This is a genomic window from Calothrix sp. CBUCES-K 9914 (assembly GCF_059640475.1).
Genome location: NZ_JBXXZH010000001.1, coordinates 76,788 through 98,848, shown reverse-complemented (window position 1 = coordinate 98,848; position 22,061 = coordinate 76,788). Strand labels below are relative to the sequence as shown.

Sequence of the window (22,061 nt, the reverse complement as noted above, 5' to 3'; positions counted from 1 at the left end):
TATTACTCAATTAGAATATTAACTTAAAATCGATCATATCAACTCTCTGACCGCTCTTAAATATCATCAGCGTTGGAATGCTGCGTACACCATACTGAGAGGCAACATTGGGATTTTCATCTGTATTTATTTTAATGGCTCTTGCGTACTTAACTCCCAAAAAATCAATAAACAGTAACAATAAGTTAAAATTGAGCAAACATTGACAACAACGAAAGTCATAGTATAATATTTTTTATATTTTATTATGGCTTCACGACGTGTTGCAGAGAAGTTAGGAGAGAAGCTAGAAGGTACTGCTGAGGTTTTGGGAAAAGAAACTGTTATTTATGCAATTAGTCGCGAGGAGTGGGAAAATAAATGCTCATAATTATTTTGATCCCCCCTAACCCCCCTTAATAAGGGGGGAATAAGAGAAAATGTTAAATTGTGCTTATTTTTGTAAAAATATTCTATCAAATCTTAGCCCCCCCTTATTAAGGGGGGGTTGGGGGGGATCAATATCACCAAGCTCAAAAACAAAATGTCAGAATACCTTAAAATCGAAGAATTAATTGCACATCCAAAGCTGTTTAATCCAAATATTAACTTTGATGGCACAAAAATTGCTTACGTCAAGCGTCAAGTTGACTGGGATAGTAACGCTTATCAATGGCATGTTTGGATTTATGAAAATGGTAAACATTATCCATTAACGCGCGGTAAAAACGAAAGTTATCAACCTAAATGGGCGCCAAGTGGAGGTAAGGATTCTAACTTACATTCTAACACTCTGGCTTATTTAGCAAAGCCAAATGAAAGGGATAGGAAAAGACAAATTTTTATTAAGTCTGAAGGTGATGTTACGGGTGTTCAAGTTTCTTATGCTGCTGAGGATATCACCGCTTTTCAATGGGCGCCATCTGGATCAGGATTTTTCTTTGTCGCACGTGATGTTGAAGCAAAACCTATTAAAAAACGTCGTGAGCTTTATGGTGATATTGAATATGTAAATCGTGAATACCGCTATAATTGTCTTTATTATTTAGATTTAAATACAGGTTTACAAAAAACAACTGCCATTAATACATTACCAAAGGATTTACGCGAAGGCAATAACAACGAAGAAGCGAACGGTAAAAAGACTGAGGAAAAAGATGAACTGTCTATACAGTTTACTGCCTTGAAAAATCTCCATGTTTATGAATTTGATGTTGCGCCTTGTGGTAATAAAGTGGCCGTACTTGCTGCACCCTCTCCAATTTTAGCAGAACAAGACAAAACCGAAGTTTATATTTTACATATTCAGTCTAAGGAAGTTAAAAAACTTGACGTTCCTTTTGTTGGTATTAAACGGAATATTTTATTTTCTCCGGATAGTACTTGTGTTTGCTTCACATATTTACGTACAGGTAAATGGTTTGATGATAAGCGTATAGCGGTTTATAATTTAAATTCTGGTGAAATAACTCAACTGTCTCAAGAAACTACAGGTATTGCTGAATGTATTTACCCTCTGCGCTGGACAACTAAAGGAATTTTGATTTGGTGGCAAGAAAAAACCAGCAGTACAATTGGTTTTCTCCAACTTAATGGCGAAGTAACTCCACTTGTAGCAGATACAAATTCAGATATCACTTCCTTTATACAAATTGCAACAATTTCTTTGGATGGTACACACTTCGCTGATATTAGAGGTGATGCAAAACATTGTTTCGAGCTTTACTATAATAACTCGCGCGTCACAAATCAATCCAATGTACTACTACAAAACAGACCGTTTGCTCAAAAAGAAGTTATTTGCTGGACAAGTTTAGATGGAACAAAAATCGAAGGAGTTCTTTGTAAACCTGTTGATTTTGACCCAAACAAAAAGTATCCTTTATTGCTAAGAGTACATGGTGGACCAAAAGCAACATCGCTGGCAATTGCTTTAGATGATAATACTTATCCAATTGAAAGTTTTGTAGAGAAAGGTTTTCTTGTGCTGTTACCAAACTACCGAGGTAGTAATGGTTATGGGGAAAAATTCCGAAGCTTGAATTACCAAGATTTAGGAACTGGTGATTATGCGGATGTTATATCTGGTGTTGATTATTTAATTGCTCAAGGTTTTGTTGATGGTGATAAAGTCGGAGTCATGGGTTGGAGTCAAGGTGGATATATTTCAGCATTTTGTGCCACCTATAGCAACCGTTTTAAAGCTACTTCTGTAGGCGCCGGAATTAGTAATTGGGTTACGTATTATGTTAGTACAGATATTCACCCATTTACACACTATTATTTAGGTGATACTCCTTGGAATGATATGGAAGTTTACCGAAAAGCTTCCCCAATGACTTATATACAACAAGCATGTACACCAACCTTAATTCAACATGGTGATGCTGATAAACGTGTACCAGTTTCCAATGCTTATGAATTATATCGAGGTTTGTGCGATGTCGGTATTGAAACCGAACTTGTGATTTTTAAGGGTATGGGACACGGTGTGAATAAACCAGGTATCGCGCGCGCGCTGATGAAACAAAATTTAATTTGGTTTAGTCATCACATTTTAGGAGAGAGTATAAACGATTTTTACTGTTTGTAGGTTGGGTGGTGGCAACGGATTATAACGGATGTAACGGATGGTTGATTTGTAGGGTGCGTGACGCTACCAGTTACTGCGCTTCGTTTCAAAATGTTAGTAGCGTCACGCACCCTACTCTTGTATGTAACGAGTAACTCATCCGTTACATCCGTTTTATCCGTTGCGAGTTTTAGAATTATTTGCGACTGCAAGACGAACATCATAATCAGCACTTTGAGCTAATTTTTCTAATAAAACTTCTGAAGCATTGGAGTTTTGTGCAACAGCAAGCTCGAATAACCAGTAATGATTCTCCGGATTTTGGATAGCGCAGATTTTTTCTAAAATATGAGTAGGAGTATTAGAATTCATCGAAATTCCTCGAATTACCGCAGCATCTGTACTTGATAGAGTTTTAGATTCTGCTAGTTCGAGCATTTTATTAATAGTCCTCTCTAAGACACGAGTAGGAGTATTAGAGTTTTCTGCAAGTTGACGTTGTGTCTCTATATATATGTCTTGTGCTAGCTGTTCAAGGATATTTATTGGTGTGTTGGAATTACCCGCAACTTGTGAACGAACATCACCAGATTGATCGAAAGCTAGTTGACTAAGGGTTTCAACTGGAGTATTTGGATTTGCCGCTAGATAAAAGCGTATCTGTTCTTGTGCATCGCTAGCTAAAGAAGCTAACGCTGTTTTTGGGGTCTTGTAATGTGTTGCTACCGCGCGACGCACGTAAAAGTCTTCATGAGTTGCCAAATTCAAGAGCGTTTCCGAATCTGTATCCGAGTTGTTGGCTTTTTCACGACTTGTAAATTTATCCTGGGTCGATGCGCTGATGACGGAAAATTCATTTATATTTGCAGCAGTTTTCATATGCAATTGTGAATAATTACCTCTAGTTATAGAGTTCCCGCAAAATGCTGCAAAATTAACGCCAATTTTGTTTTCTGTAAAAAATTATCGTATGTCTTCTACCTAAAGTAGTAAATTATACGATAAGGATAATCATCAAGTATGATTTTTGCTTATTTAACAATGTATATAGCTATTTAAGCTTGAATGATAAAGACAACATTTTATACAAGTTACGCATAAATACTGATGAAACGATGATATAGGCACATATATATTTATGATTACGTTGAAAATAAGTGTGCAAGGAGACGGGAGCATCTACTCCCAAAATATGAATCGACTTTCTACTCCATCTTGGCATGAAGTCCGTGCAGCATTTCAGAATATCTGGGGTTATGAAGATTTTAGACAACCACAGGGAGAAATAATTCGTTGTTTACTCGCGCGAAATGATGCAATAATAATTATGCCAACAGGTGGCGGAAAGTCGATTTGTTTCCAATTGCCTGCATTACTTCAAGCTGGTTTAACCTTAGTTGTTTCTCCATTAGTTGCGCTGATGGAAAACCAGGTACAAGAATTACACTCGAAGAAATTATCTGCTGCCTTATTACACAGCGAGTTGTCACCAGTTCAACGGCGCCAAACGTTAAAAGCTTTGGAGCAACAAAAATTAAGGTTATTATACTTATCTCCAGAAACTTTACTAAGTCCACCCGTTTGGGAAATATTAATTAAACCAGAAATTGATATAACGGCAATTATACTCGATGAAGCTCACTGTCTAACACAATGGGGAGATACATTCCGTCCAGCGTACAGAAGATTGGGTGCAGTTCGTCAAGCTTTAATCAAATCGAAAGCAGTAGGAACTCAAATAAGTATAGCCGCATTTACTGCCACCGCTGATCCCCTGGCTCAAGAGACAATACAAAAAGCTTTAGGATTACAACAGCCAGAAATATTTCGACTCAATCAATATCGTTCTAACCTTAATCCGAATGTTCGCATTGCATGGACACCAAGAGGTCGTAAGCAACAATTATTAAAATTTATCAAGAATAGACCAAACCAGGCAGGATTAATTTATGTTCGTAAACGTCGTGATAGCGAAGAGTTAGCAGCTTGGCTTGAAGAATTGGGTTACAATACAGCAGCTTATCATGCCGGGTTAAATGCCGAAGAACGTCGCGCGATTGAAAGTAGTTGGTTAAATGATAAAATACCATTCGTAATTTGCACCTCAGCTTTTGGGATGGGAGTAAATAAGTCAAACGTGCGCTGGGTAGTTCATTTTCATGCACCATTAATGCTGTCAGAGTATGTACAAGAAATTGGTCGCGCGGGAAGGGATGGAAAACCATCTGAAGTATTAACGTTAGTTAGCGAACCGACTGGGTGGTTAGACCCAGAAGACAAACAAAGACAGAATTTTTTCGAGAAAATGATGTTTGAACAGCAACAAAACGCACAACAGCTAATCAAAAAGCTACCAAAACAAGGCGAAATTACTGCAGTAATGAAACAATTTCCTAATAGTGCCGTTGCATTATCGCTTCTTCACTCTAATGGTCAACTCGAATGGCTTGACCCTTTTAATTATAAAATTATTTCTGGATTCAAGCATCAAGCAAATACGCACCTTAATGCTTCTAAACAAATGTACCAATATTTGTATAGTAGGCAATGCCGCTGGCAGTCTTTACTAAAAGCATTTGGTTTTAGTAAAGAATTTGAAAATTGGCGTTGTGGACACTGTGATAATTGTGGAAGAAACTCGTAGTAAGCACGAAGAGTGCTTATATCCAGTAACAAATCACTCACTAAAAACCCATCAAAACTTTTGATATATGTCATGAAATTTAGGGAGTTGGCGCCTCTTTTTAACTCTCTTAACTCTTGTTTATTTCAATTACTGGGGCTGTTTTTACTGGTGGTTATGATTTGCATCTTCTTTTTTACTGGGGCAAAGTTTACTATATCCCCCAGTAAAAATTACCGCAATCGCGCGCTGCTGACTCGCGGCTAAATATTTATTACCTTCCAATTACAAGGTTCGAGATTTATAAACGTCATCAAAGGACAATACCAAAGCCATATCTTACGGGATAAGATTAATGTAAATATTACTACTCGTTTTTTTATTTATTACGTGTTAATTCTCCTCCGGAGACACTCCGTGAACGCAAAAATAACACTATTTTATAGAATTAATGTATATAGTTAGCATAATTTTTATACAGCTTTAGCACATACTATAAGCATAATGCTACGTCAAGCTACCAAAATTAATTCTGGGGAGTTGGCGCCGTGTAGAGACGCTCCTGAACCGGAGCGTCTCTACTCTGTAACGGGCGTGGTAAAAATAAAAACTACTTAAATTATTGTAGTTAGGTGCGTGACGCTACTAGATTGTTTGCTTCGTTTAAGAATTGTTATAGCATCACGCACCCTACTAATTAAAATCAATCATCCGTTACATCCGTTCATCATCAGTTGCCTAGAATTGTTGTAAGAAGCGGAGGTCACTGGAGTATAGGCGCCGAATGTCATCCATTTGGTGGAGTACCATTGCGAAGCGTTCAACGCCAAAACCTGCTGCAAAGCCAGAATAGACTTCAGAGTTGTAACCAACAGCAGCGAGAACGTTGGGGTCAACCATTCCACAACCCATTACTTCTAACCAGCGTCCGTTCCACTGTAAGTCTACTTCTGCACTCGGTTCGGTAAATGGAAAGTAGCTGGCACGAAAACGGATGGGCAAGTCACCAAATATTTGTTGCAAAAATTCTTTTATTGTGCCTTTCAGGTCGGTAAAAGTTAATCCTTCGTCAATTGCCAAAAGTTCAATTTGATGGAAAACTGCTGAGTGAGTAGCATCTACATCATCTTTTCGATACACTCGCCCTGGAGCAACAATCCGAATTGGTGGTTCTTCAGCTTCCATGTACCGTATTTGTACGCATGATGTTTGTGTCCTTAGCAAATTCCCATCTGGCAAGTAAAATGTATCTTGCATGTCCCGCGCGGGATGGTCGGGAGGTGTGTTAAGTGCCTCAAAGTTATAATAGTCGGTTTCCATTTCTGGACCTTGTGCGACGGTATACCCCATACCCACAAATATATCTAGTGCCCGGTCGATTATACCGTTGAGAGGATGAACGCGGCCTTGGGGACGATAAACACCAGGCATTGTTACATCCAAAGTTTCAGCTTGCAGTTGTGCCTGTATTTTAGCTGTTTCTAATGTAGTACGCTGTTTTTCGAGACTGGAAAGCAAAGCTTCTTTGACGGTATTTGCTACGGCGCCAATTTTGGGACGTTCTTCAGCACTAAGTTTGCCCATACTACCTAATAGTATCGACAATTCTCCCTTTTTCCCTAAATAGCCTACGCGCAACTCCTCTAGACGCTCAAGGGTGTCAGCTTGTGCGACTGCATTTTCGCCATCAGTACGCAGCGCATTAAGTTGAGCTTCTAAATCGCTCTCAAAGTTGCTCATCCTGTTACTATATAATACTAATTTACTGAACACAGAGGCAGTCAGCATTTAAGAGCATTTTGCTATAAATGGTGGTGCCATTGCAATACTGAGTTTACAACATCTGCCCGCATAAACAAGTTAAATCAGGGCGCCAATACAAGAGCAAAAATGGCTTTAGGGTATGACTTTAGGACGCAGTGTGTTAAAGAGCGCGTATTTATAAATTTTTTTATACATTTAAAAAATATTTGTAACAGTATATATTGGTGAAAAGAAACTATAATTTCAAGTTAAATCAAATTAAATTAGACTAATATGCATTTCTGACTCGGCAAGAACAGTTAAAAACTGATATCATTCTTAATGATATTTTGTGTCAATTATTAATCGCAAGATTACTGATTAAATGAAACTGCTAATTAGCAATGACGATGGGGTTTCAGCTTTAGGTATTCGGACTCTGGCTAACACTTTAGCTTTATCTGGTCACGAAGTAACTGTAGTTTGTCCAGACCGGGAGCGTTCGGCAACCGGACACGGACTAACTTTGCACCAACCCATTCGTGCTTCCATAGTGGAATCTTTGTTTCATCCTGAAGTTAAAGCTTGGGCTTGTGATGGAACTCCTTCAGATTGCGTCAAATTAGCGCTGTGGGCTTTGCTGGATGCACCACCTGATTTAGTTCTCTCTGGAATTAATCAAGGCGCCAACGTTGGGACGGAAATTTTGTATTCTGGGACGGTGAGTGCGGCTATGGAAGGTTTGATTGAGGGTATTCCTAGTATTGCTTTAAGCTTGACTAGCCACACAAACAGAGAATTTCAACCCGCAGCAGATTTTGCGTGCATGTTGGTAGGGCAACTGGCAAAAAATCCTTTACCTGACTTAATGCTTTTAAACGTAAATGTCCCTGCGGTTGCATGGTCTGAAATTGCTGGCGCCGTAGTTACACGTCAAGGTGTGCGGCGTTATATTGATGTTTTCGATAAGCGTACTGACCCGCGTGGTAAAACTTATTACTGGTTAACAGGGGAAGTTCAAGAAGATATTGAGCCTCCGATTGGTTTAAATTTGCCTCAAAATATACCAATCGATGTACATGTTATACGTGAAAACTACATCAGTATAACCCCTTTACAATATAACCTTACGTACTCTCAAGCATTAACTCATCTATCGAAACGGGAATGGGGGCTTGAGAGTAAAAAGCAAACAGACTAGTAATCTATGTCAATGCATGATGACAAAATATAGGCTATAAAGTAGAAGCAGTTACAAAAATCACGCTATGACGCGGGCATTACCTAAAACACTAAAAGCTTAAATAGGACTTTAGAATCTTACAAAATGACACGAAAGTCTTGTGAAATCAGGTGTGTAGCATGTATAGAGTGAATTACCCATACTGCCATTTGCTTTTTTATAGCGTATAAACTAAACAAAACCAAACCGATAAGGTTTTTAATCGCCCACTCAGTATTAAGCTTTGACCTTACTCATGTCTAGGATAGAAAAACAATTTAAAGTAATTTTTTGGGGCGTTCGCGGCAGTATCCCCTGTCCGGGACTAAACACCGTGCGTTATGGCGGTAACACTCCTTGTGTTGAAATGCAAGTAGGCGGTAAGCGTTTAGTTTTTGATGGCGGTACGGGGTTGCATGTTTTGGGGCAGTCATTATTGCGCCAAATGCCAACGAGCGCGCATATCTTTTTTACTCACTCCCATTGGGATCACATGCAGGGGTTTCCATTTTTCACCCCAGGATTTGTCAGGGGTAATCATTTTCGTATCTATGGCGCCATTGCACCCGACGGTTCTACTGTTGAGCAACGTCTGAACGACCAAATGCTGCATCCTAATTTCCCTGTACCCTTACAAATTATGCAGGCGGATTTGGATTTTTATGATGTGGCGCCAGGGGAGCCGATTAAAATTGATGATATCGAAATCGAAACTGCACCATTGAACCATCCTGGTGAAGCTGTTGGCTATCGCGTCAACTGGTGTGGAGGCGCCGCAGCTTATATTACCGACACCGAACATTTTTCTGACCACCTTGACGAAAATGTTTTGTGGTTATCACGAAATGCTGATATTTTAATTTACGATTCAACATATACAGACGAAGAATATCACTCTCCAAAATCCCCAAAAATTGGCTGGGGTCACTCAACATGGCAAGAAGCAGTAAAAATTGCTGAAGCCGCCAACGTCAAAACTTTGGTGATTTTCCACCATGACCCAGCACACGACGATGATTTCCTTGACTTAGTTGGTAGACAAGCAGCACAGAAGTTTAATGGCGCCATTATGGCAAAAGAAGGAATGGTGCTGGATGTACCCATAAGAGTCCCATTGTCAGAAACTTTTCCTGTTAGCCATATTTAATAGGAATATCAACAACCGGAGAAATTCTAGATTTTAGATTAGATTGGTGAAAGAGAGAGAGCTGTCTTAAGTCAATGGTCAATTAGTGGTTAGACACTCAGACTTTTGACTTTTCAAAGCGAGTAAACCGTTCATCCCAGTACCAAAAAGTGCTAAATCTGTCTCCAAATGGGTGTTCTGTGTGGGTTACTAATCGAGTTGAACAAGCTCTAACGCCTACTGCTGTCGCACTTGGCAAGTTTGATGGTGTACATCGCGGACATCAGCAGGTGATTAAACCCATCTCCGGAACTAGGGAGATGGAACTAAACTTGAGCGAAGCTTCTGTAGAGGGAGAAAAAGCAATTCTCACTACCCATGAACACCTGAAAAATCCCAAAAAGCATATTCACTCCACTGTTGTCACCTTTAACCCACATCCTGATGAGTTTTTTAGTGGAAAACCTCGTGCATTGCTGACACCTCTTGATGAAAAAGTTCACTCTTTACTTCATCTGGGTGTCGAACAGTTAGTACTGTTACCTTTTGACCGCGAGTTGTGTTCGTTGAGTCCGGACGAGTTCGTTGAGAAAATCTTGGTGCAACAACTTCAAGCAACTCAAATTAGTGTTGGGCAAGATTTTCGTTTTGGCTCTAAGCGTAGTGGGACCGCATATGATTTACAAATTATTGCCGCTAGATACAATATTCCCGTGACGATTGTTTCCTTGGAAACAGATACTATAAAACAAAATTTGGCGCCAAATATACCCGTGGACATGACCCGCATTTCAACCTCATTAATTCGCTCCATTCTTTCCGAGGGAGATGCACAGAGAGCTTCCCAACTACTTGGAAGACCATATACGCTGTATGGTAATGTTATCAAAGGTCAACAACTCGGTCGTACCATCGGTTTTCCCACCGCAAACCTTGAACTGCCAAAAGATAAATTTTTACCTAGTAATGGTGTCTACGCTGTTCGTGTATTCGAGGTAACTGGTACACCTGCAAAGAACGAATTTCTTGCTTTTGGCGTAATGAATATTGGCAACCGTCCTACAATCAATGGTACAAATACGACAATAGAAGTACACTTGTTTGATTGGTCAGGGAATTTGTATAGCAAAAAATTAGCAGTTGAGCTAGAGAAATTTTTGCGACCTGAAACTAAATTTGCTTCCCTTGAAGAATTAAAAAACCAAATTCAACTTGACTGCTCTGCGGCTAAAGTTTTTTTTGAGTGATGAGTTAATAAGCGTTAATTTATGGGAACACTCTATATAGGACTCAAGAAGTAAAGTCAGGGTGCGGGTATATATATCCGTGCCCTTTTATCTATTGCGCGAAAGGTAGGGCATGAGAGAAAAAATTGACGCATTAACACAAAACTTAGCAAAAACTGTCGTTGGCAAAGCTGAATCTATCCGTTTGGTTTTAGTTGCTTTGCTTTCTGGAGGTCACGCGCTACTCGAAGATGTCCCAGGTGTAGGTAAAACATTGCTCGCAAAATCACTTGCTCGTTCTATTGACGGTAAGTTTCAGAGACTGCAATGCACTCCAGACCTTTTACCAACCGATATAACAGGAACTAATATTTGGAACCCAAAAAGCGGCGAATTTAGTTTTTTATCTGGGCCTGTTTTTGCGAATGTCTTACTAGCAGACGAAATAAATAGAGCGACACCTCGAACTCAGTCTGCATTGCTCGAAGTAATGGAAGAACAGCAAGTAACTGTTGATGGTGTATCGCGTCCAGTCCCCTCACCTTTTTTTGTTATTGCTACACAAAACCCTATTGAGTACCAAGGCACTTTTCCGCTTCCTGAAGCTCAAATGGACAGATTTATGTTGTCATTAAGTTTGGGTTATCCCTCAGAAAACGAGGAGCTTGAGATGTTGCAACGTGCGTCTAATGGTGTAATAGTTGACACATTAGAACCTTGTATTACTTTGGAAGAGGTTGCACAACTACGTCGTCTTTGTACAAACGTTAAAGTTGATACTTCTTTGCGACAGTATATTCTCGACTTAGCGCGAGCAACACGTATTGATGAAGAAATTACTCTTGGTGTCAGTCCTCGTGGAACTGTGGCTTTACAACGGGCTACTCAGGCTCTCGCTTTTTTACTTGGGCGCGACTATGCTATTCCAGATGACATTAAATTATTGGCGCCTAATGTTCTATGTCATCGGATAATTCCAGTTGGTGGGCGCCGAGCTAAAAGTGTTATGGAACGTATATTACGCTCAGTACCAATACCTTAATTTTTGCAACGGATGTAACAGATGTAACGGATGATTTACTGGTTACAAACGCTCATCTATTTGTTCAAAGTTAACCATCCGTTATATCCGTTCATCATGGGTTGCTAATGTTCTTAACCCAGTAAATTGAATGAGATGAAGCACTGGCGCCATTTGAGTACTACTTGTTGACTTGAAAAAACTGCTTTAAATTACAACATGACTTCAAATTACCAAATTTGGTACTACTGGTTAACGTCAACCAGTAGTACTGCTGGCTAGATACGGAGCATCCGTTACATCCGTCTATCATCCGTTGCCAAAAGATGTTAGTAGTAGTTCGTGTCATTAATTTTGGGGTGTTGTAGCATAGGCGTGCCGCCTGTGCGCGCGGTCAGGCGAGACGCCGTGAGCCGACCAAATTAATTGACACAGGCCAGTAGTTATCTTAAAAACTATGTGATGGCAACAAAACAGTTAACATAAGACTCTGAATGTATAGTGCGTGTATGCAAGTTATATTTTTAGTGAGTTTAAAATTTATTCGCTTTTGTTCATTAAAACTATATAGTACAAAAATATAGTCAATAATATAAAATGTCTAATCTAGTTAAACGCAAAAATAAAGAAAAGAAGCTAAAACGTAACCCTCTTGGTTTACTTTTAATTGTTTTGGCTTGGAGTCTCGCAATGGGATGGTTACTTGCTTTAGCCACAAATGTACAAGGCGCCACTCCAAAAGATGCAACAACGTCATCAATTGGTACTATAGATGTAGTACCAGCGCAATTTAAACTTGGGCAAGAACTTTACCTTGAAAACTGCTCAACTTGTCACATTGCTCTACCTCCAGGTGTTTTTCCAACCCAAACTTGGAAAAACCTTCTCGAAGACAATGAGCATTACGGTTCACAACTTCAACCACTAGTTGACCCACCCAGGATGCTAGTGTGGCGATATCTTTCTACTTTTTCGCGTCCTATACTCCAAGACGAGCAAATACCCTATCGTTTAACTAGTTCACGCTATTTCAAAGCTTTACATCCTCAAGTTAAACTTCCAACCCCTGTGCAAGCTAGTGGTTGTGTAACATGTCATCCAGGAGCGAATAATTATAACTTTCGTACCTTGACGCCATAGTGGGAGTAAGGAGGGATATCGCTACTTGTCCATATCGGAGTTCCTGACAAGCTTTGGAGACAACCTAAGTTAATATTAAAACAGTAGCTATATAATTGGCCTGCCAAAACCGTCTATATAATGAAGAACGTTACTTATGTAACCGATGATAATCATTAAATTCGGTTATGTGAAATGTCTATAATCAATAAGCCTTTCATTAATTATTCCCATTCCTTGTTTAGTTAGATAACCGCCATGCTAAAAACCTTGTTGGGCGACCCCAACGCTCGTAAACTTAAAAAATATCAACCTTACATTACTGATATTAATCTGTTTGAGGAAGAAATCAAGTCCCTTTCGGATGAGCAATTGAGGGAGAAAACTACAGAATTTAGACAGCGCTTGGCAAAAGGCGAAAATCTTGATGATATTCTGCCAGAAGCTTTTGCAACTGTACGAGAAGCTGGACGACGTGTGTTGGGGTTGCGCCACTTTGATGTACAGATGTTAGGTGGTATCATTTTACATACAGGGCAAATCGCTGAAATGAAGACTGGTGAGGGTAAAACCCTTGTCGCGACATTGCCCAGTTATTTAAATGCACTAACTGGTAAAGGCGTACACGTTATTACAGTTAACGACTACCTAGCTCGTCGAGATGCTGAGTGGATGGGTCAGGTACATCGTTTCTTGGGTTTGAGCGTTGGTCTTATTCAACAAAGTATGACTCCGCAGGAACGTAAGAAGAATTACGACTGCGATATTACTTATGTAACAAATAGTGAAATTGGTTTTGACTATCTGCGCGATAATATGGCGACAGATATCAAAGATGTTGTGCAGCGTCCCTTCAATTACTGTGTTATTGACGAAGTTGACTCAATTTTAGTTGACGAAGCGCGTACACCGCTAATTATATCAGGACAAGTCGAACGACCAACCGAAAAATACCTCAGAGCCGCATCTATTGCCAATGCACTCAGAAAAGATGACCATTATGAGGTTGATGAGAAAGCACGTAACGTGTTGCTGACAGATGAAGGGTTTGCGGAAGCTGAAAAATTACTCGAAGTTACTGACTTATTTGACCCAGAAGACCCTTGGGCACATTTTGTATTTAATGCAATTAAAGCTAAAGAATTATTTTTAATAGATGTTAACTATATTACCCGTGGTGGTGAAGTAGTTATCGTTGATGAATTTACTGGTCGGGTTATGCCTGGGCGCCGCTGGAGTGATGGTTTACACCAAGCGATTGAGGCAAAAGAACACTTAGAAATTCAGCCAGAAACTCAAACTCTTGCAACAATTACCTATCAAAACCTGTTTCTTTTATACCCTAAATTAGGTGGAATGACGGGTACAGCGAAAACAGAAGAAGCTGAGTTTGAGAAAATCTACAAGCTTGAGGTTACGATAATTCCCACCAACCGCACGAGAATGCGGAAAGATTTATCAGATATGGTCTTTAAGACCGAAAATGGTAAGTGGAACGCAATAGCTTCCGAGTGTGCGGAAATGCACCAGCTTGGTAGACCTGTATTGGTAGGTACTACGAGTGTAGAAAAATCTGAGTATCTTAGCCAACTGTTGCGGCAAAGGGAAATACCTCACGAGTTATTGAACGCGCGTCCAGAGAACGTGGAGCGTGAAGCGGAAATTGTCGCGCAAGCAGGACGCAGTGGGGCAGTTACTATTGCGACCAACATGGCAGGACGTGGGACTGACATTATCTTGGGTGGTAATGCTGAGTATATGGCGCGTCTAAAAGTGCGTGAGTATTTTATGCCACGTCTTGTTCAACCAGAAGATGAAGATAGTTTTGGTATTCAACGCGCGTCAGGTTTGCCTAGCGGTCATGGTGGTGGTGGTCAGGGTTTTGTACCTGGTAAAAAGGTTAAAACTTGGCGTGCTTCTCCAGAAATTTTCCCCACTCAAATTGGAAAAGAGACTGAGAATTTATTAAAACAAGCGGTAGAGTTTGCCGCACGCGAGTATGGTGAGCGCTCTTTACCCGAACTTGAGGCTGAAGAAAGAATTGCTGTTGCCGCAGAAAAGGCGCCTACAGATGACCCAGTTATTCAAAAACTGCGTGATGCTTATAACCGTATTCGACACGAGTATGAAGAGTTTACCAAAACTGAGCATGATCAAGTTGTTGAATTAGGTGGGTTACACGTAATTGGTACAGAACGTCACGAATCGCGACGTATCGATAATCAATTACGGGGACGCGCGGGACGACAAGGAGACCCTGGAAGCGCAAGATTTTTCCTCAGCTTAGAGGATAACTTAATGCGGATTTTCGGCGGCGAGAAAGTTGCTTCTTTGATGAACATGTTCAACGTCGAAGAAGACATGCCTATCGAGTCGGGGATGTTAACTCGCAGTTTGGAAGGCGCCCAAAAGAAAGTCGAAACATATTATTACGACATTCGGAAACAAGTATTTGAGTACGACGAGGTGATGAACAACCAACGTCGTGCTATTTACGCTGAACGGCGCCGTGTATTAGAAGGGCAAGATTTGAAGGAACAAGTAATTAAGTATGCTGAGAAAACGATGGATGACATCGTTGACTACTACATTAATATTGACTTGCCTTCGGAAGAGTGGGAACTTGATAAATTGGTTGAGAAAGTCAAAGAGTTTGTTTACCTGCTGGCTGATTTACAATCTGAACAGTTGTTTGATATGTCAATGGGTGAAATTAAAGCTTTCCTCCATGAACAAGTTCGTATTGCCTACGATATGAAAGAAGCGCAAGTTGATCAAATTCAAGCTGGTTTGATGCGTCAAGCCGAACGCTTCTTTATTTTGCAGCGTATTGATACCCTATGGCGCGAACACCTTCAAGCAATGGATGCTTTACGCGAGTCAGTAGGTTTACGAGGTTATGGACAGAAAGACCCATTAATCGAATACAAGAGTGAGGGTTACGAGTTATTCTTGGATATGATGACAAATATCCGTAGAGACGTTGTGTACTCGCTGTTTATGTTCCAACCACAACCTCAACCTGCTATGCAATCTGAAATGGTATAAGTAAGTTCGTCACTGACGACCATACGACTAATTTTTAGCAATAACAAATTAACAATTTATAGGGGTGCAACAAGTATGTTGTACCCTTTTGTAGCATAAGTGTCTTGGCTGGGCATGACGTGTATTTTTTAACCACAGAGACTTCTAGCGCACAGAGGAAATCTTGAAAAAACTTTTATTTATATGTAGTCAAAATAAATTGCGAAGCCCAACCGCAGAAGCAATATTCTCTGAATACGAGGAACTAGATGTAGAATCTGCTGGCTTAAACAATGGCGCCGAAGTTCCTGTATCAATTGAAGCTATAGAACATGCTGATATTATATTCGTAATGGAAAAAGCGCACCGAAACAAGCTCTCAAAAAAATTCAAGCCATATTTAAAAGGCAAGCGAATTATTTGTCTGGATATACCAGATGAATATGATTACATGGATGATGATTTGATTAATTTACTCAAAATCAAGGTTCTTCCTTTACTTGGAACATTTTAAGGCGCCGGATGCTAATAAGTTGTTGTGCTAGGGCGTACTGAGACTGATATTTTGAATTATTTTAATTATGTGGTAGTATTTTCACTTAGTTTTTGAAAAAAATTTTACTTACATGAAGGTACGCTACTGGGCACCTTCAAGTGAAACTGCACTTCGGAAACTTCTTATGTGGGCACCTGCAAACTTGGTTGTAGTAGTAAATACAGGCGCCTTTAACAATTCAAAATGCATTCATGTGCGTAGCAAATATGAGCTTTATGGAGTGGCGCCAATGAAAATTAAGGTTTGGGTTGGGTTGGTGGTTTGGGATTTCCATTAATATAATCGCGGCAGGCTTTGGTATCAACAGGTTGCCCTTTTTTCGGATTGCAGGGATTTGGTTTTTTATCTGCTCCCGTACCACTACCATGAGGACTGGTTTTAATGGGTTTTTTCCAAGGGCACGGAATAATTTTGCCTTTATGATCACGGCATGGAACATGTTGAGATACACCATCAACTTGTGTGGTTAGCGATTGTTGTTGTGCCATTGCAGCAGGGGAAAATAGCACAGTTGCCAAAAGTGTCATGTTCATTAATTTCTGAATAGTATGCATTGCAGCAAATTCCTTGTTTTAGTTGTGTACTCCTAAATATGATGGACTTCCCTGGTTTATGCACATCGGTAATTAAACACTTAATTTTTTAGTTAGGAATGGCGCCAACAAACGTTCTAAGGGCGCCGCTTATCATTAAGAACAAATATACTGATTATTTTTTAAGTAGCAGAGGCATCTTGACTAGAAAAATTTTTAAATCACCTAACTAATGATTCGCGACGTATCGAAAAAATAATGAATAAAGACGCCGTTATACAAAGTTAGGTTATGAAGGTTAATAACTCGCACGGTATTTTGAGATTTTCCTTGAGTTCCCGTAATTTGACGGCGGCGCCTATATAAAACAATAGTTATAAAGGGTTGGAATCGCGATAAGAAGCATAGATATAAAGTAATAGTAAAAATAGTTAATTCTAATGATGGGTGATTTAAAGTATCAATAAAATAAGCGGATGTATATATCTTGAACCGTTGTTTATATGAAAAAATCAATACTAACTTCTGGTCTAAGTTTGTTTTTTGGCTTGCTGGCAAGTGAGCAGGTTTTAGCTGCTGATTTTATATTTAATCCAACAGTTACTTTTGAAGTCATAGATGGCGGTTTTTCAGGAAATTTCGACGGATTGGGTGATGAGGTTTTTCCTGGTAATTTTGATACTGTAGTTTTAGGTTCCACAGGAGAAGCAGCAGAATTTGCTGAATTTAATATTAGTGGGTTTTCCATTCCAGCATCAGAATCTATTACAAGTGCGGCTTTTCAAGCAACTGGTCTACCAAATCAAGTATTTGGCTTGGGTGCTACAGGTACTAGACCAACTAGTTTAGTAGCCCGTGGATATGTTGGAAATGGATTAGTTGATGCATCTGATTTTCAGGCTGGAACTATCTTAGATAGTGCTAATGTTTCACCCGACTTTGTACAAGAAACCTACAATTTTGATGCGACTGCATTTATTCAAAATTTAGTTAGCAATAAAGATTCCTTTGCAGGTTTCGGTATCCGCGCGCAAAACACTATTGGAGGATTACTACTAGACCGTGGTACTAATTCTTTTAATAGTCCACGACTAGTAATCAAAACTGCATCGATTTCAACTAGTATCCCTGAACCATCTACAACTTTGGGCTTCTTAGCTTTTAGTGCTTTAGGTGTAGGCTCATTGCTAAAGCGGCAAAAAACGTACAAAGAGGCTATATCTAGGGGCATCAAAAGCGATGCTAAAATCAATCACGCGCATTTCAATTCGATTCAGAAGAAAACTGGAAATTGACATTTGGGTTAAGTTAACGTCGGGTTAAGGGACGGGGCACTTTTGGCGCCAAAGTAAGTCAAATCTTAAATTAGTGGTATATTATTTAACGCAAAAATGCAATTTTCGTATTTATACTGAGAAAAATACGGCTTTTTATCTTGCCATAAAGTATATAACTTTACTAATTGAATAATTATGTCTGGCGCCGTCATAATGTGAAAAATGTATATAAAACCCAAAACGCAGTAGAGACATTACACTGTAACGTCTCTACGTGTATTTAATCAAAACTCAAAGCGCAATTCACGCTATGCTTATTATTCCAAAGCTTCTTCAGATGGGGGAATTTCATTAAGCCGAAGCTGAAATTCCTCTACAGAAGCTATAGTTACTGATTGTTCGTGAAGTTTTTTTAACACATTTATATCCTCTATTGCTTCGAGACGCTCACTAACCTCTGCTGGTATATCACCAAAGCGTATTCTCAAAACCCTGTTATAATAATCACGCTAAAACACATTTAACAAGTTAGGTGTAATGATGTTACATATCTTGTGTATTTTCGCGCTTCCCCTGTCAAAATGAGTAATAGTGAATTTTTACCTTTGAGCTAAAGACTGCTGCATGACCGTTGACAACATCCTCCAATACGAATCAAATATCTGGGCAACTGCCGATTTACTGCGGGGTTGTGGCATTAAGGAGTCGGAGTGGCCATCCTATATGATGCCGTTTTTTGCACTGGTGATGATTGAAAGTCGCTTGGTGAGGATGTTTGATGAGTTAAAAGCGGAAATTGGCGCCCAGGCATTGGCAGATATTGCACCATCCGATTTAATTGAGCTAATTAAGGATAAGGGACAGGGGTATAACGTTTATATTTTCGAGAGGAACCAAACCCTAAAGGATATCTGTAAAAATGATAAATCCTTTGACGTGGACTTTGAAGCATACCTGCGGGGTTTTGATGGAGAAACAAGAGACCTGTTGGGGGTCGATGCGACGGAGGGGGAGAAGTTTCTCGATATTAAAGGGGTAATTACAAAGCTCAAGGCAAAAAAAGCGCTGTTGGGTTATACGAAAGAATGGAGCAGTATTAATCTGAAACCGTTTGATAACTCAGCAATTACGACGCTGGAAGAACATATTAAGCGACGTTGGGCTGATATTTCGGCGGAGACAGCAGGGGAACAGTACACACCAGATGATGTAATTGGGCTGATTGCGGAGATTATTGCTTCTAAGATTGAAGAGTCGGATAAGCTATTAAAAATTTATGACTGCACCTGTGGCGGTGGTAACTTATTGTTTGGTGTGGAAGATAGAATTAATGAAAGGTCTAAGCGACTAACCCAAACTTTTGGGCAAGACTGGAATGATGCACTGTATGCATTGGCAAAAATTGAAAGTCGGTTTCGTGTGGATTCTAAAATAGAGCATGGAAATACACTTACGGATGATAAGTTTTATAACGATGAATTTGATGTAGTAATCGCGAATCCCCCCTATGGGGTGAGTTGGAAGGGTTATCAAAAGGACATTGATAACGACAAAACTCAACGATTTAAGTATCTGCCATCTATTTCTGATGGTCAGTTGTTGTTTATGCAACACCTGATATCGAAGCTGAATGCAAATGCGATGGGTGTTGTGGTTCACAATGGTTCGACGTTATTTAGTGGAGATGCGGGTTCGGCAGAGAGTAATATTCGCAAATGGATGCTGGATATGGATTTTGTAGAAGCCATAATTCAGTTACCGACCGATGAGTTTTTTAACACGGGCATTTACACATATCTTTGGGTATTGAATAAGCATAAATCGCCAAAATGTCAAGATAAGGTAATGTTGATTAATGCGAGTGAGAAGTTTAAACCACTGAAGAAAAATAAAGGCTCGAAGCGCAAAGAAGTAGATGAAATTAGCCGTTTGGAGATTGTAGAAACCTTAACAAAGTTTGTGGACAATGATTATGCGCGCGTATTTGATAAAGAATTTTTCTATTTTAATAAGCAGGCAATTATGCTCACGAATGTAGATGAGCAGGGTAAAACTTTTGCAAGTCGCTTAAAAGAGGGCAAAACTAGTTTGAAACTGGCGCCGTTGAAACTCGACAATGGAGAAAGAACATTAACAGAATTTACCCTTATAAATTACGACTCGCAACGTTTTAGTTCGTTATTAGAGGCATTTGAGCAAGATATTAAGCCGTTTATTAGTGGGTTGGACTATAAGGAGCAACCGTTAAAGGTGTTGACAGATAAGGGTTTGTATTGGTTTGATGCTGACAGGGAAACGCTTGTTAAAGAGACATTGGATAAACAGGAAGCTTTGGGGTGCGGCAAAATAGTGGTGAAAGCAGCGTTTAAGAAGGGGACGAAAAGCCAAGCAGAAAGGATTGAAATTACGGTGGAGTTGGCGCCGGATTATCAGAAAGATTATGAGATTATTCCTTTCCATCGGGATGAGGTGGAAAATAAGACTGCTATTGAGGCGTTTATAGCAAAGTATATTACCAAGCCGTTTGAGTATTTGGAAAATGTAGTAGGAGTGGAGATTAATTTTAATAAGGTGTTTTATAAGCCAGAAAAGTTGAGGAGTGTAGAGGAGATTTTGGGGGAAATTGCAACGCTTGACAATCAATTGAAAGAGCTTGAGGAAGGGTTAGCATTATGAAGTAGGGTGCGTGACGCCATGAAAAAACTTCAACGTAGCGACGATACTTGTAGCGTCACGCACCAACTGACACAATTTGTGGACAATAGCAAAAGAACATTAACAGAATTACAATTACAGATTACAATTCGCAACGTTTTGGCTCGCTAATTGAGGCATTTGAGCAAGACATGAGCCGTACTACTGGCACCTGTTACTTTAGGCTTTTTTTCAAGCTATATTTGGAATAGTGAATTTAATTTTACGTAAAATTGCTTTTAGATGTATGATTGCACTATATTCTTTTTCGCAAAAGTCATTTAATGATACAATGATACTATAAAATTATTTAGGATGAGAGGCGTTATGAAGGCAGAGCTTCTCAAAAGACTGTTTAGAGCGATTGCTAGCTCAGACCAAGACGCGATTGATAAACTCACAAACTTGGTAATAGAGGAAGAGCGTAGCAAAGGACATACACTCTTGGCAGATCAATTAGAGAATATTACCAAAAAGAGCCAAAAAGAAAAATCATCTTCAAATGGCAAGCAAACATTATCTCCACCAGAGAACTTAAAAGCTTTAGACGAGCTACCTACCAGCAAAAGGCTTAATATACCCTTAGTAAGTGCCGTACCGAGAGAGAAACTACGGCATTATATGATATTGCCGCAAAATATTGAGAAACGTTTCCGTCGTATTGAACGTGAGTATGCAGCTAGAGATAGGTTAGCTCATTATGGATTACATTATCGGCAAAAAATTCTATTATACGGTTCTCCTGGCTGTGGCAAGACATTGGGGGCTGAACGTTTAGCTTGGAATACGGGTTTACCCCTCATCAAGGTTAGATTTGATGCAATGGTATCATCTTTTTTAGGTGAGACAGCCAGTAATCTAAGGCTTGTGTTTGAAGAAGCATCGAAAAAACCATGCCTATTGTTTCTTGATGAGTGTGATTCAATTGCTAAATCAAGAGAGGATTTTCAAGAAGTAGGTGAAATTAAGCGGGTCGTTAACACATTTTTACAAATTTTAGATGAGTATGAACCTTCATCTGGGCTTTTAGTCGCCGCAACTAATCTGAATAAAACTCTTGATATAGCTCTTTGGAGACGATTTGATGACTTGATAGAGGTTCCCAAACCAGGAGAAAAAGAGCTAGAATTTATACTAAAAGAAACATTATCAGCTCTTGAAGTCGGCGCCGTAAACTGGTCTAATATTATTAAATTAATGGATGGTTTCTCTGCTGCTCAAGTTGTTAGGGTTGCACAAGATGCTGCGAAACGAGCAATCCTAGAGCGAGAGGAGCTTGTAATTCAGGAACACTTAGAAGAAGCTATTGCAGAAATCAAAGTTACCTGAAGATAATTTGGTTT

The 22,061-nt window shown here is 39.5% G+C and carries 17 protein-coding genes and 1 pseudogene; 13 read left to right on the top strand and 5 right to left on the bottom strand.

The genetic code is table 11. The features are described from left to right. Positions 1-10 precede the first annotated feature (10 nt). Positions 11-133 (bottom strand): annotated as a pseudogene (locus tag AC2JBO_RS00370) (thioredoxin domain-containing protein); the annotation flags it as partial. Between the two features lie 114 nt (positions 134-247). Between AC2JBO_RS00370 and AC2JBO_RS00365 the strand changes: the two are divergent. Both AC2JBO_RS00365 and AC2JBO_RS00360 read left to right on the top strand, forming a co-directional pair. After that, positions 248-370: a hypothetical protein gene (locus AC2JBO_RS00365; RefSeq protein ID WP_496951625.1), complete on the top strand. Its 123-nt coding sequence runs from the start codon at positions 248-250 to the stop codon at positions 368-370. Between the two features lie 153 nt (positions 371-523). Further along, positions 524-2,572 carry a S9 family peptidase gene (locus tag AC2JBO_RS00360; RefSeq protein WP_496951624.1) on the top strand — a complete coding sequence of 683 codons (2,049 nt, stop codon included), beginning with the start codon at positions 524-526 and terminating at the stop codon, positions 2,570-2,572. 153 nt (positions 2,573-2,725) lie between these two features. Here the strand turns inward: AC2JBO_RS00360 and AC2JBO_RS00355 are convergent, their stop codons facing one another. Then, positions 2,726-3,430: a hypothetical protein gene (locus AC2JBO_RS00355; RefSeq protein ID WP_496951623.1), complete on the bottom strand. Its 705-nt coding sequence runs from the start codon at positions 3,428-3,430 to the stop codon at positions 2,726-2,728. Positions 3,431-3,743: 313 nt separating this feature from the next. Between AC2JBO_RS00355 and AC2JBO_RS00350 the strand changes: the two genes are divergently transcribed. Then, positions 3,744-5,195: a RecQ family ATP-dependent DNA helicase gene (locus AC2JBO_RS00350; RefSeq protein WP_496951622.1), complete on the top strand. Its 1,452-nt coding sequence runs from the start codon at positions 3,744-3,746 to the stop codon at positions 5,193-5,195. A gap of 717 nt (positions 5,196-5,912) precedes the next feature. Here the strand turns inward: AC2JBO_RS00350 and pheS are convergent. Then, positions 5,913-6,914 (bottom strand): phenylalanine--tRNA ligase subunit alpha, encoded by a 1,002-nt coding sequence (pheS, locus tag AC2JBO_RS00345; protein ID WP_496951642.1) that lies wholly within the window; start codon positions 6,912-6,914, stop codon positions 5,913-5,915. A gap of 388 nt (positions 6,915-7,302) precedes the next feature. Here pheS and surE point away from each other — a divergent pair, with 388 nt between their 5' ends. The 7 genes from surE to AC2JBO_RS00310 all read left to right on the top strand — a co-directional run bounded on the left by surE (position 7,303) and on the right by AC2JBO_RS00310 (position 16,172). After that, a complete protein-coding gene (gene surE, locus AC2JBO_RS00340; RefSeq protein ID WP_496951621.1) occupies positions 7,303-8,118 on the top strand; it encodes a 5'/3'-nucleotidase SurE in 816 nt (271 codons plus the stop codon). A gap of 277 nt (positions 8,119-8,395) precedes the next feature. Continuing rightward, complete coding sequence (locus tag AC2JBO_RS00335) at positions 8,396-9,286, top strand: MBL fold metallo-hydrolase (protein WP_496951620.1); 891 nt, start codon at positions 8,396-8,398, stop codon at positions 9,284-9,286. Between the two features lie 149 nt (positions 9,287-9,435). Then, positions 9,436-10,512: a bifunctional riboflavin kinase/FAD synthetase gene (locus tag AC2JBO_RS00330; RefSeq protein ID WP_496951619.1), complete on the top strand. Its 1,077-nt coding sequence runs from the start codon at positions 9,436-9,438 to the stop codon at positions 10,510-10,512. Between the two features lie 112 nt (positions 10,513-10,624). Further along, positions 10,625-11,533: an AAA family ATPase gene (locus AC2JBO_RS00325; protein ID WP_496951618.1), complete on the top strand. Its 909-nt coding sequence runs from the start codon at positions 10,625-10,627 to the stop codon at positions 11,531-11,533. A 576-nt stretch (positions 11,534-12,109) separates the two neighbouring features. Further along, positions 12,110-12,652, top strand: a complete 543-nt coding sequence (locus AC2JBO_RS00320; protein ID WP_496951617.1) for a cytochrome C — start codon at positions 12,110-12,112, stop codon at positions 12,650-12,652. A gap of 237 nt (positions 12,653-12,889) precedes the next feature. Continuing rightward, positions 12,890-15,679: a preprotein translocase subunit SecA gene (secA, locus tag AC2JBO_RS00315; protein ID WP_496951616.1), complete on the top strand. Its 2,790-nt coding sequence runs from the start codon at positions 12,890-12,892 to the stop codon at positions 15,677-15,679. A 163-nt stretch (positions 15,680-15,842) separates the two neighbouring features. Further along, positions 15,843-16,172, top strand: a complete 330-nt coding sequence (locus AC2JBO_RS00310) for a low molecular weight protein tyrosine phosphatase family protein (RefSeq protein WP_496951615.1) — start codon at positions 15,843-15,845, stop codon at positions 16,170-16,172. 278 nt (positions 16,173-16,450) lie between these two features. Here the strand turns inward: AC2JBO_RS00310 and AC2JBO_RS00305 are convergent, their stop codons facing one another. Continuing rightward, positions 16,451-16,768 (bottom strand): hypothetical protein, encoded by a 318-nt coding sequence (locus AC2JBO_RS00305; RefSeq protein WP_496951614.1) that lies wholly within the window; start codon positions 16,766-16,768, stop codon positions 16,451-16,453. Positions 16,769-17,250: 482 nt separating this feature from the next. On the opposite strand from AC2JBO_RS00305, the gene AC2JBO_RS00300 reads away from it, so the two are divergent. Then, positions 17,251-18,042, top strand: coding sequence for a PEP-CTERM sorting domain-containing protein (locus AC2JBO_RS00300; protein WP_496951613.1), 792 nt, complete (start codon positions 17,251-17,253; stop codon positions 18,040-18,042). Between the two features lie 299 nt (positions 18,043-18,341). Here the strand turns inward: AC2JBO_RS00300 and AC2JBO_RS00295 are convergent, their stop codons facing one another. Further along, positions 18,342-18,512 carry a hypothetical protein gene (locus AC2JBO_RS00295; protein WP_496951612.1) on the bottom strand — a complete coding sequence of 57 codons (171 nt, stop codon included), beginning with the start codon at positions 18,510-18,512 and terminating at the stop codon, positions 18,342-18,344. 136 nt (positions 18,513-18,648) lie between these two features. Here AC2JBO_RS00295 and AC2JBO_RS00290 point away from each other — a divergent pair, with 136 nt between their 5' ends. Next, a complete protein-coding gene (locus AC2JBO_RS00290) occupies positions 18,649-20,700 on the top strand; it encodes an HsdM family class I SAM-dependent methyltransferase (protein WP_496951611.1) in 2,052 nt (683 codons plus the stop codon). A 345-nt stretch (positions 20,701-21,045) separates the two neighbouring features. Beyond that, a complete protein-coding gene (locus AC2JBO_RS00285) occupies positions 21,046-22,047 on the top strand; it encodes an ATP-binding protein (RefSeq protein ID WP_496951610.1) in 1,002 nt (333 codons plus the stop codon). The last annotated feature ends 14 nt before the right edge of the window (positions 22,048-22,061 follow it).

Excerpts from the sequence above, each read along its gene's own strand:
- AC2JBO_RS00365 (WP_496951625.1), top strand. The coding sequence starts at position 248 with ATGGCTTCACGACGTGTTGCAGAGAAGTTAGGAGAGAAGCTAGAAGGT.
- AC2JBO_RS00360 (WP_496951624.1), top strand. The coding sequence starts at position 524 with ATGTCAGAATACCTTAAAATCGAAGAATTAATTGCACATCCAAAGCTG.
- AC2JBO_RS00355 (WP_496951623.1), bottom strand. The coding sequence starts at position 3,430 with ATGAAAACTGCTGCAAATATAAATGAATTTTCCGTCATCAGCGCATCG.
- AC2JBO_RS00350 (WP_496951622.1), top strand. The coding sequence starts at position 3,744 with ATGAATCGACTTTCTACTCCATCTTGGCATGAAGTCCGTGCAGCATTT.
- pheS (WP_496951642.1), bottom strand. The coding sequence starts at position 6,914 with ATGAGCAACTTTGAGAGCGATTTAGAAGCTCAACTTAATGCGCTGCGT.
- surE (WP_496951621.1), top strand. The coding sequence starts at position 7,303 with ATGAAACTGCTAATTAGCAATGACGATGGGGTTTCAGCTTTAGGTATT.
- AC2JBO_RS00335 (WP_496951620.1), top strand. The coding sequence starts at position 8,396 with ATGTCTAGGATAGAAAAACAATTTAAAGTAATTTTTTGGGGCGTTCGC.
- AC2JBO_RS00325 (WP_496951618.1), top strand. The coding sequence starts at position 10,625 with ATGAGAGAAAAAATTGACGCATTAACACAAAACTTAGCAAAAACTGTC.
- AC2JBO_RS00320 (WP_496951617.1), top strand. The coding sequence starts at position 12,110 with ATGTCTAATCTAGTTAAACGCAAAAATAAAGAAAAGAAGCTAAAACGT.
- secA (WP_496951616.1), top strand. The coding sequence starts at position 12,890 with ATGCTAAAAACCTTGTTGGGCGACCCCAACGCTCGTAAACTTAAAAAA.
- AC2JBO_RS00305 (WP_496951614.1), bottom strand. The coding sequence starts at position 16,768 with ATGCATACTATTCAGAAATTAATGAACATGACACTTTTGGCAACTGTG.
- AC2JBO_RS00300 (WP_496951613.1), top strand. The coding sequence starts at position 17,251 with ATGAAAAAATCAATACTAACTTCTGGTCTAAGTTTGTTTTTTGGCTTG.
- AC2JBO_RS00290 (WP_496951611.1), top strand. The coding sequence starts at position 18,649 with ATGACCGTTGACAACATCCTCCAATACGAATCAAATATCTGGGCAACT.
- AC2JBO_RS00285 (WP_496951610.1), top strand. The coding sequence starts at position 21,046 with ATGAAGGCAGAGCTTCTCAAAAGACTGTTTAGAGCGATTGCTAGCTCA.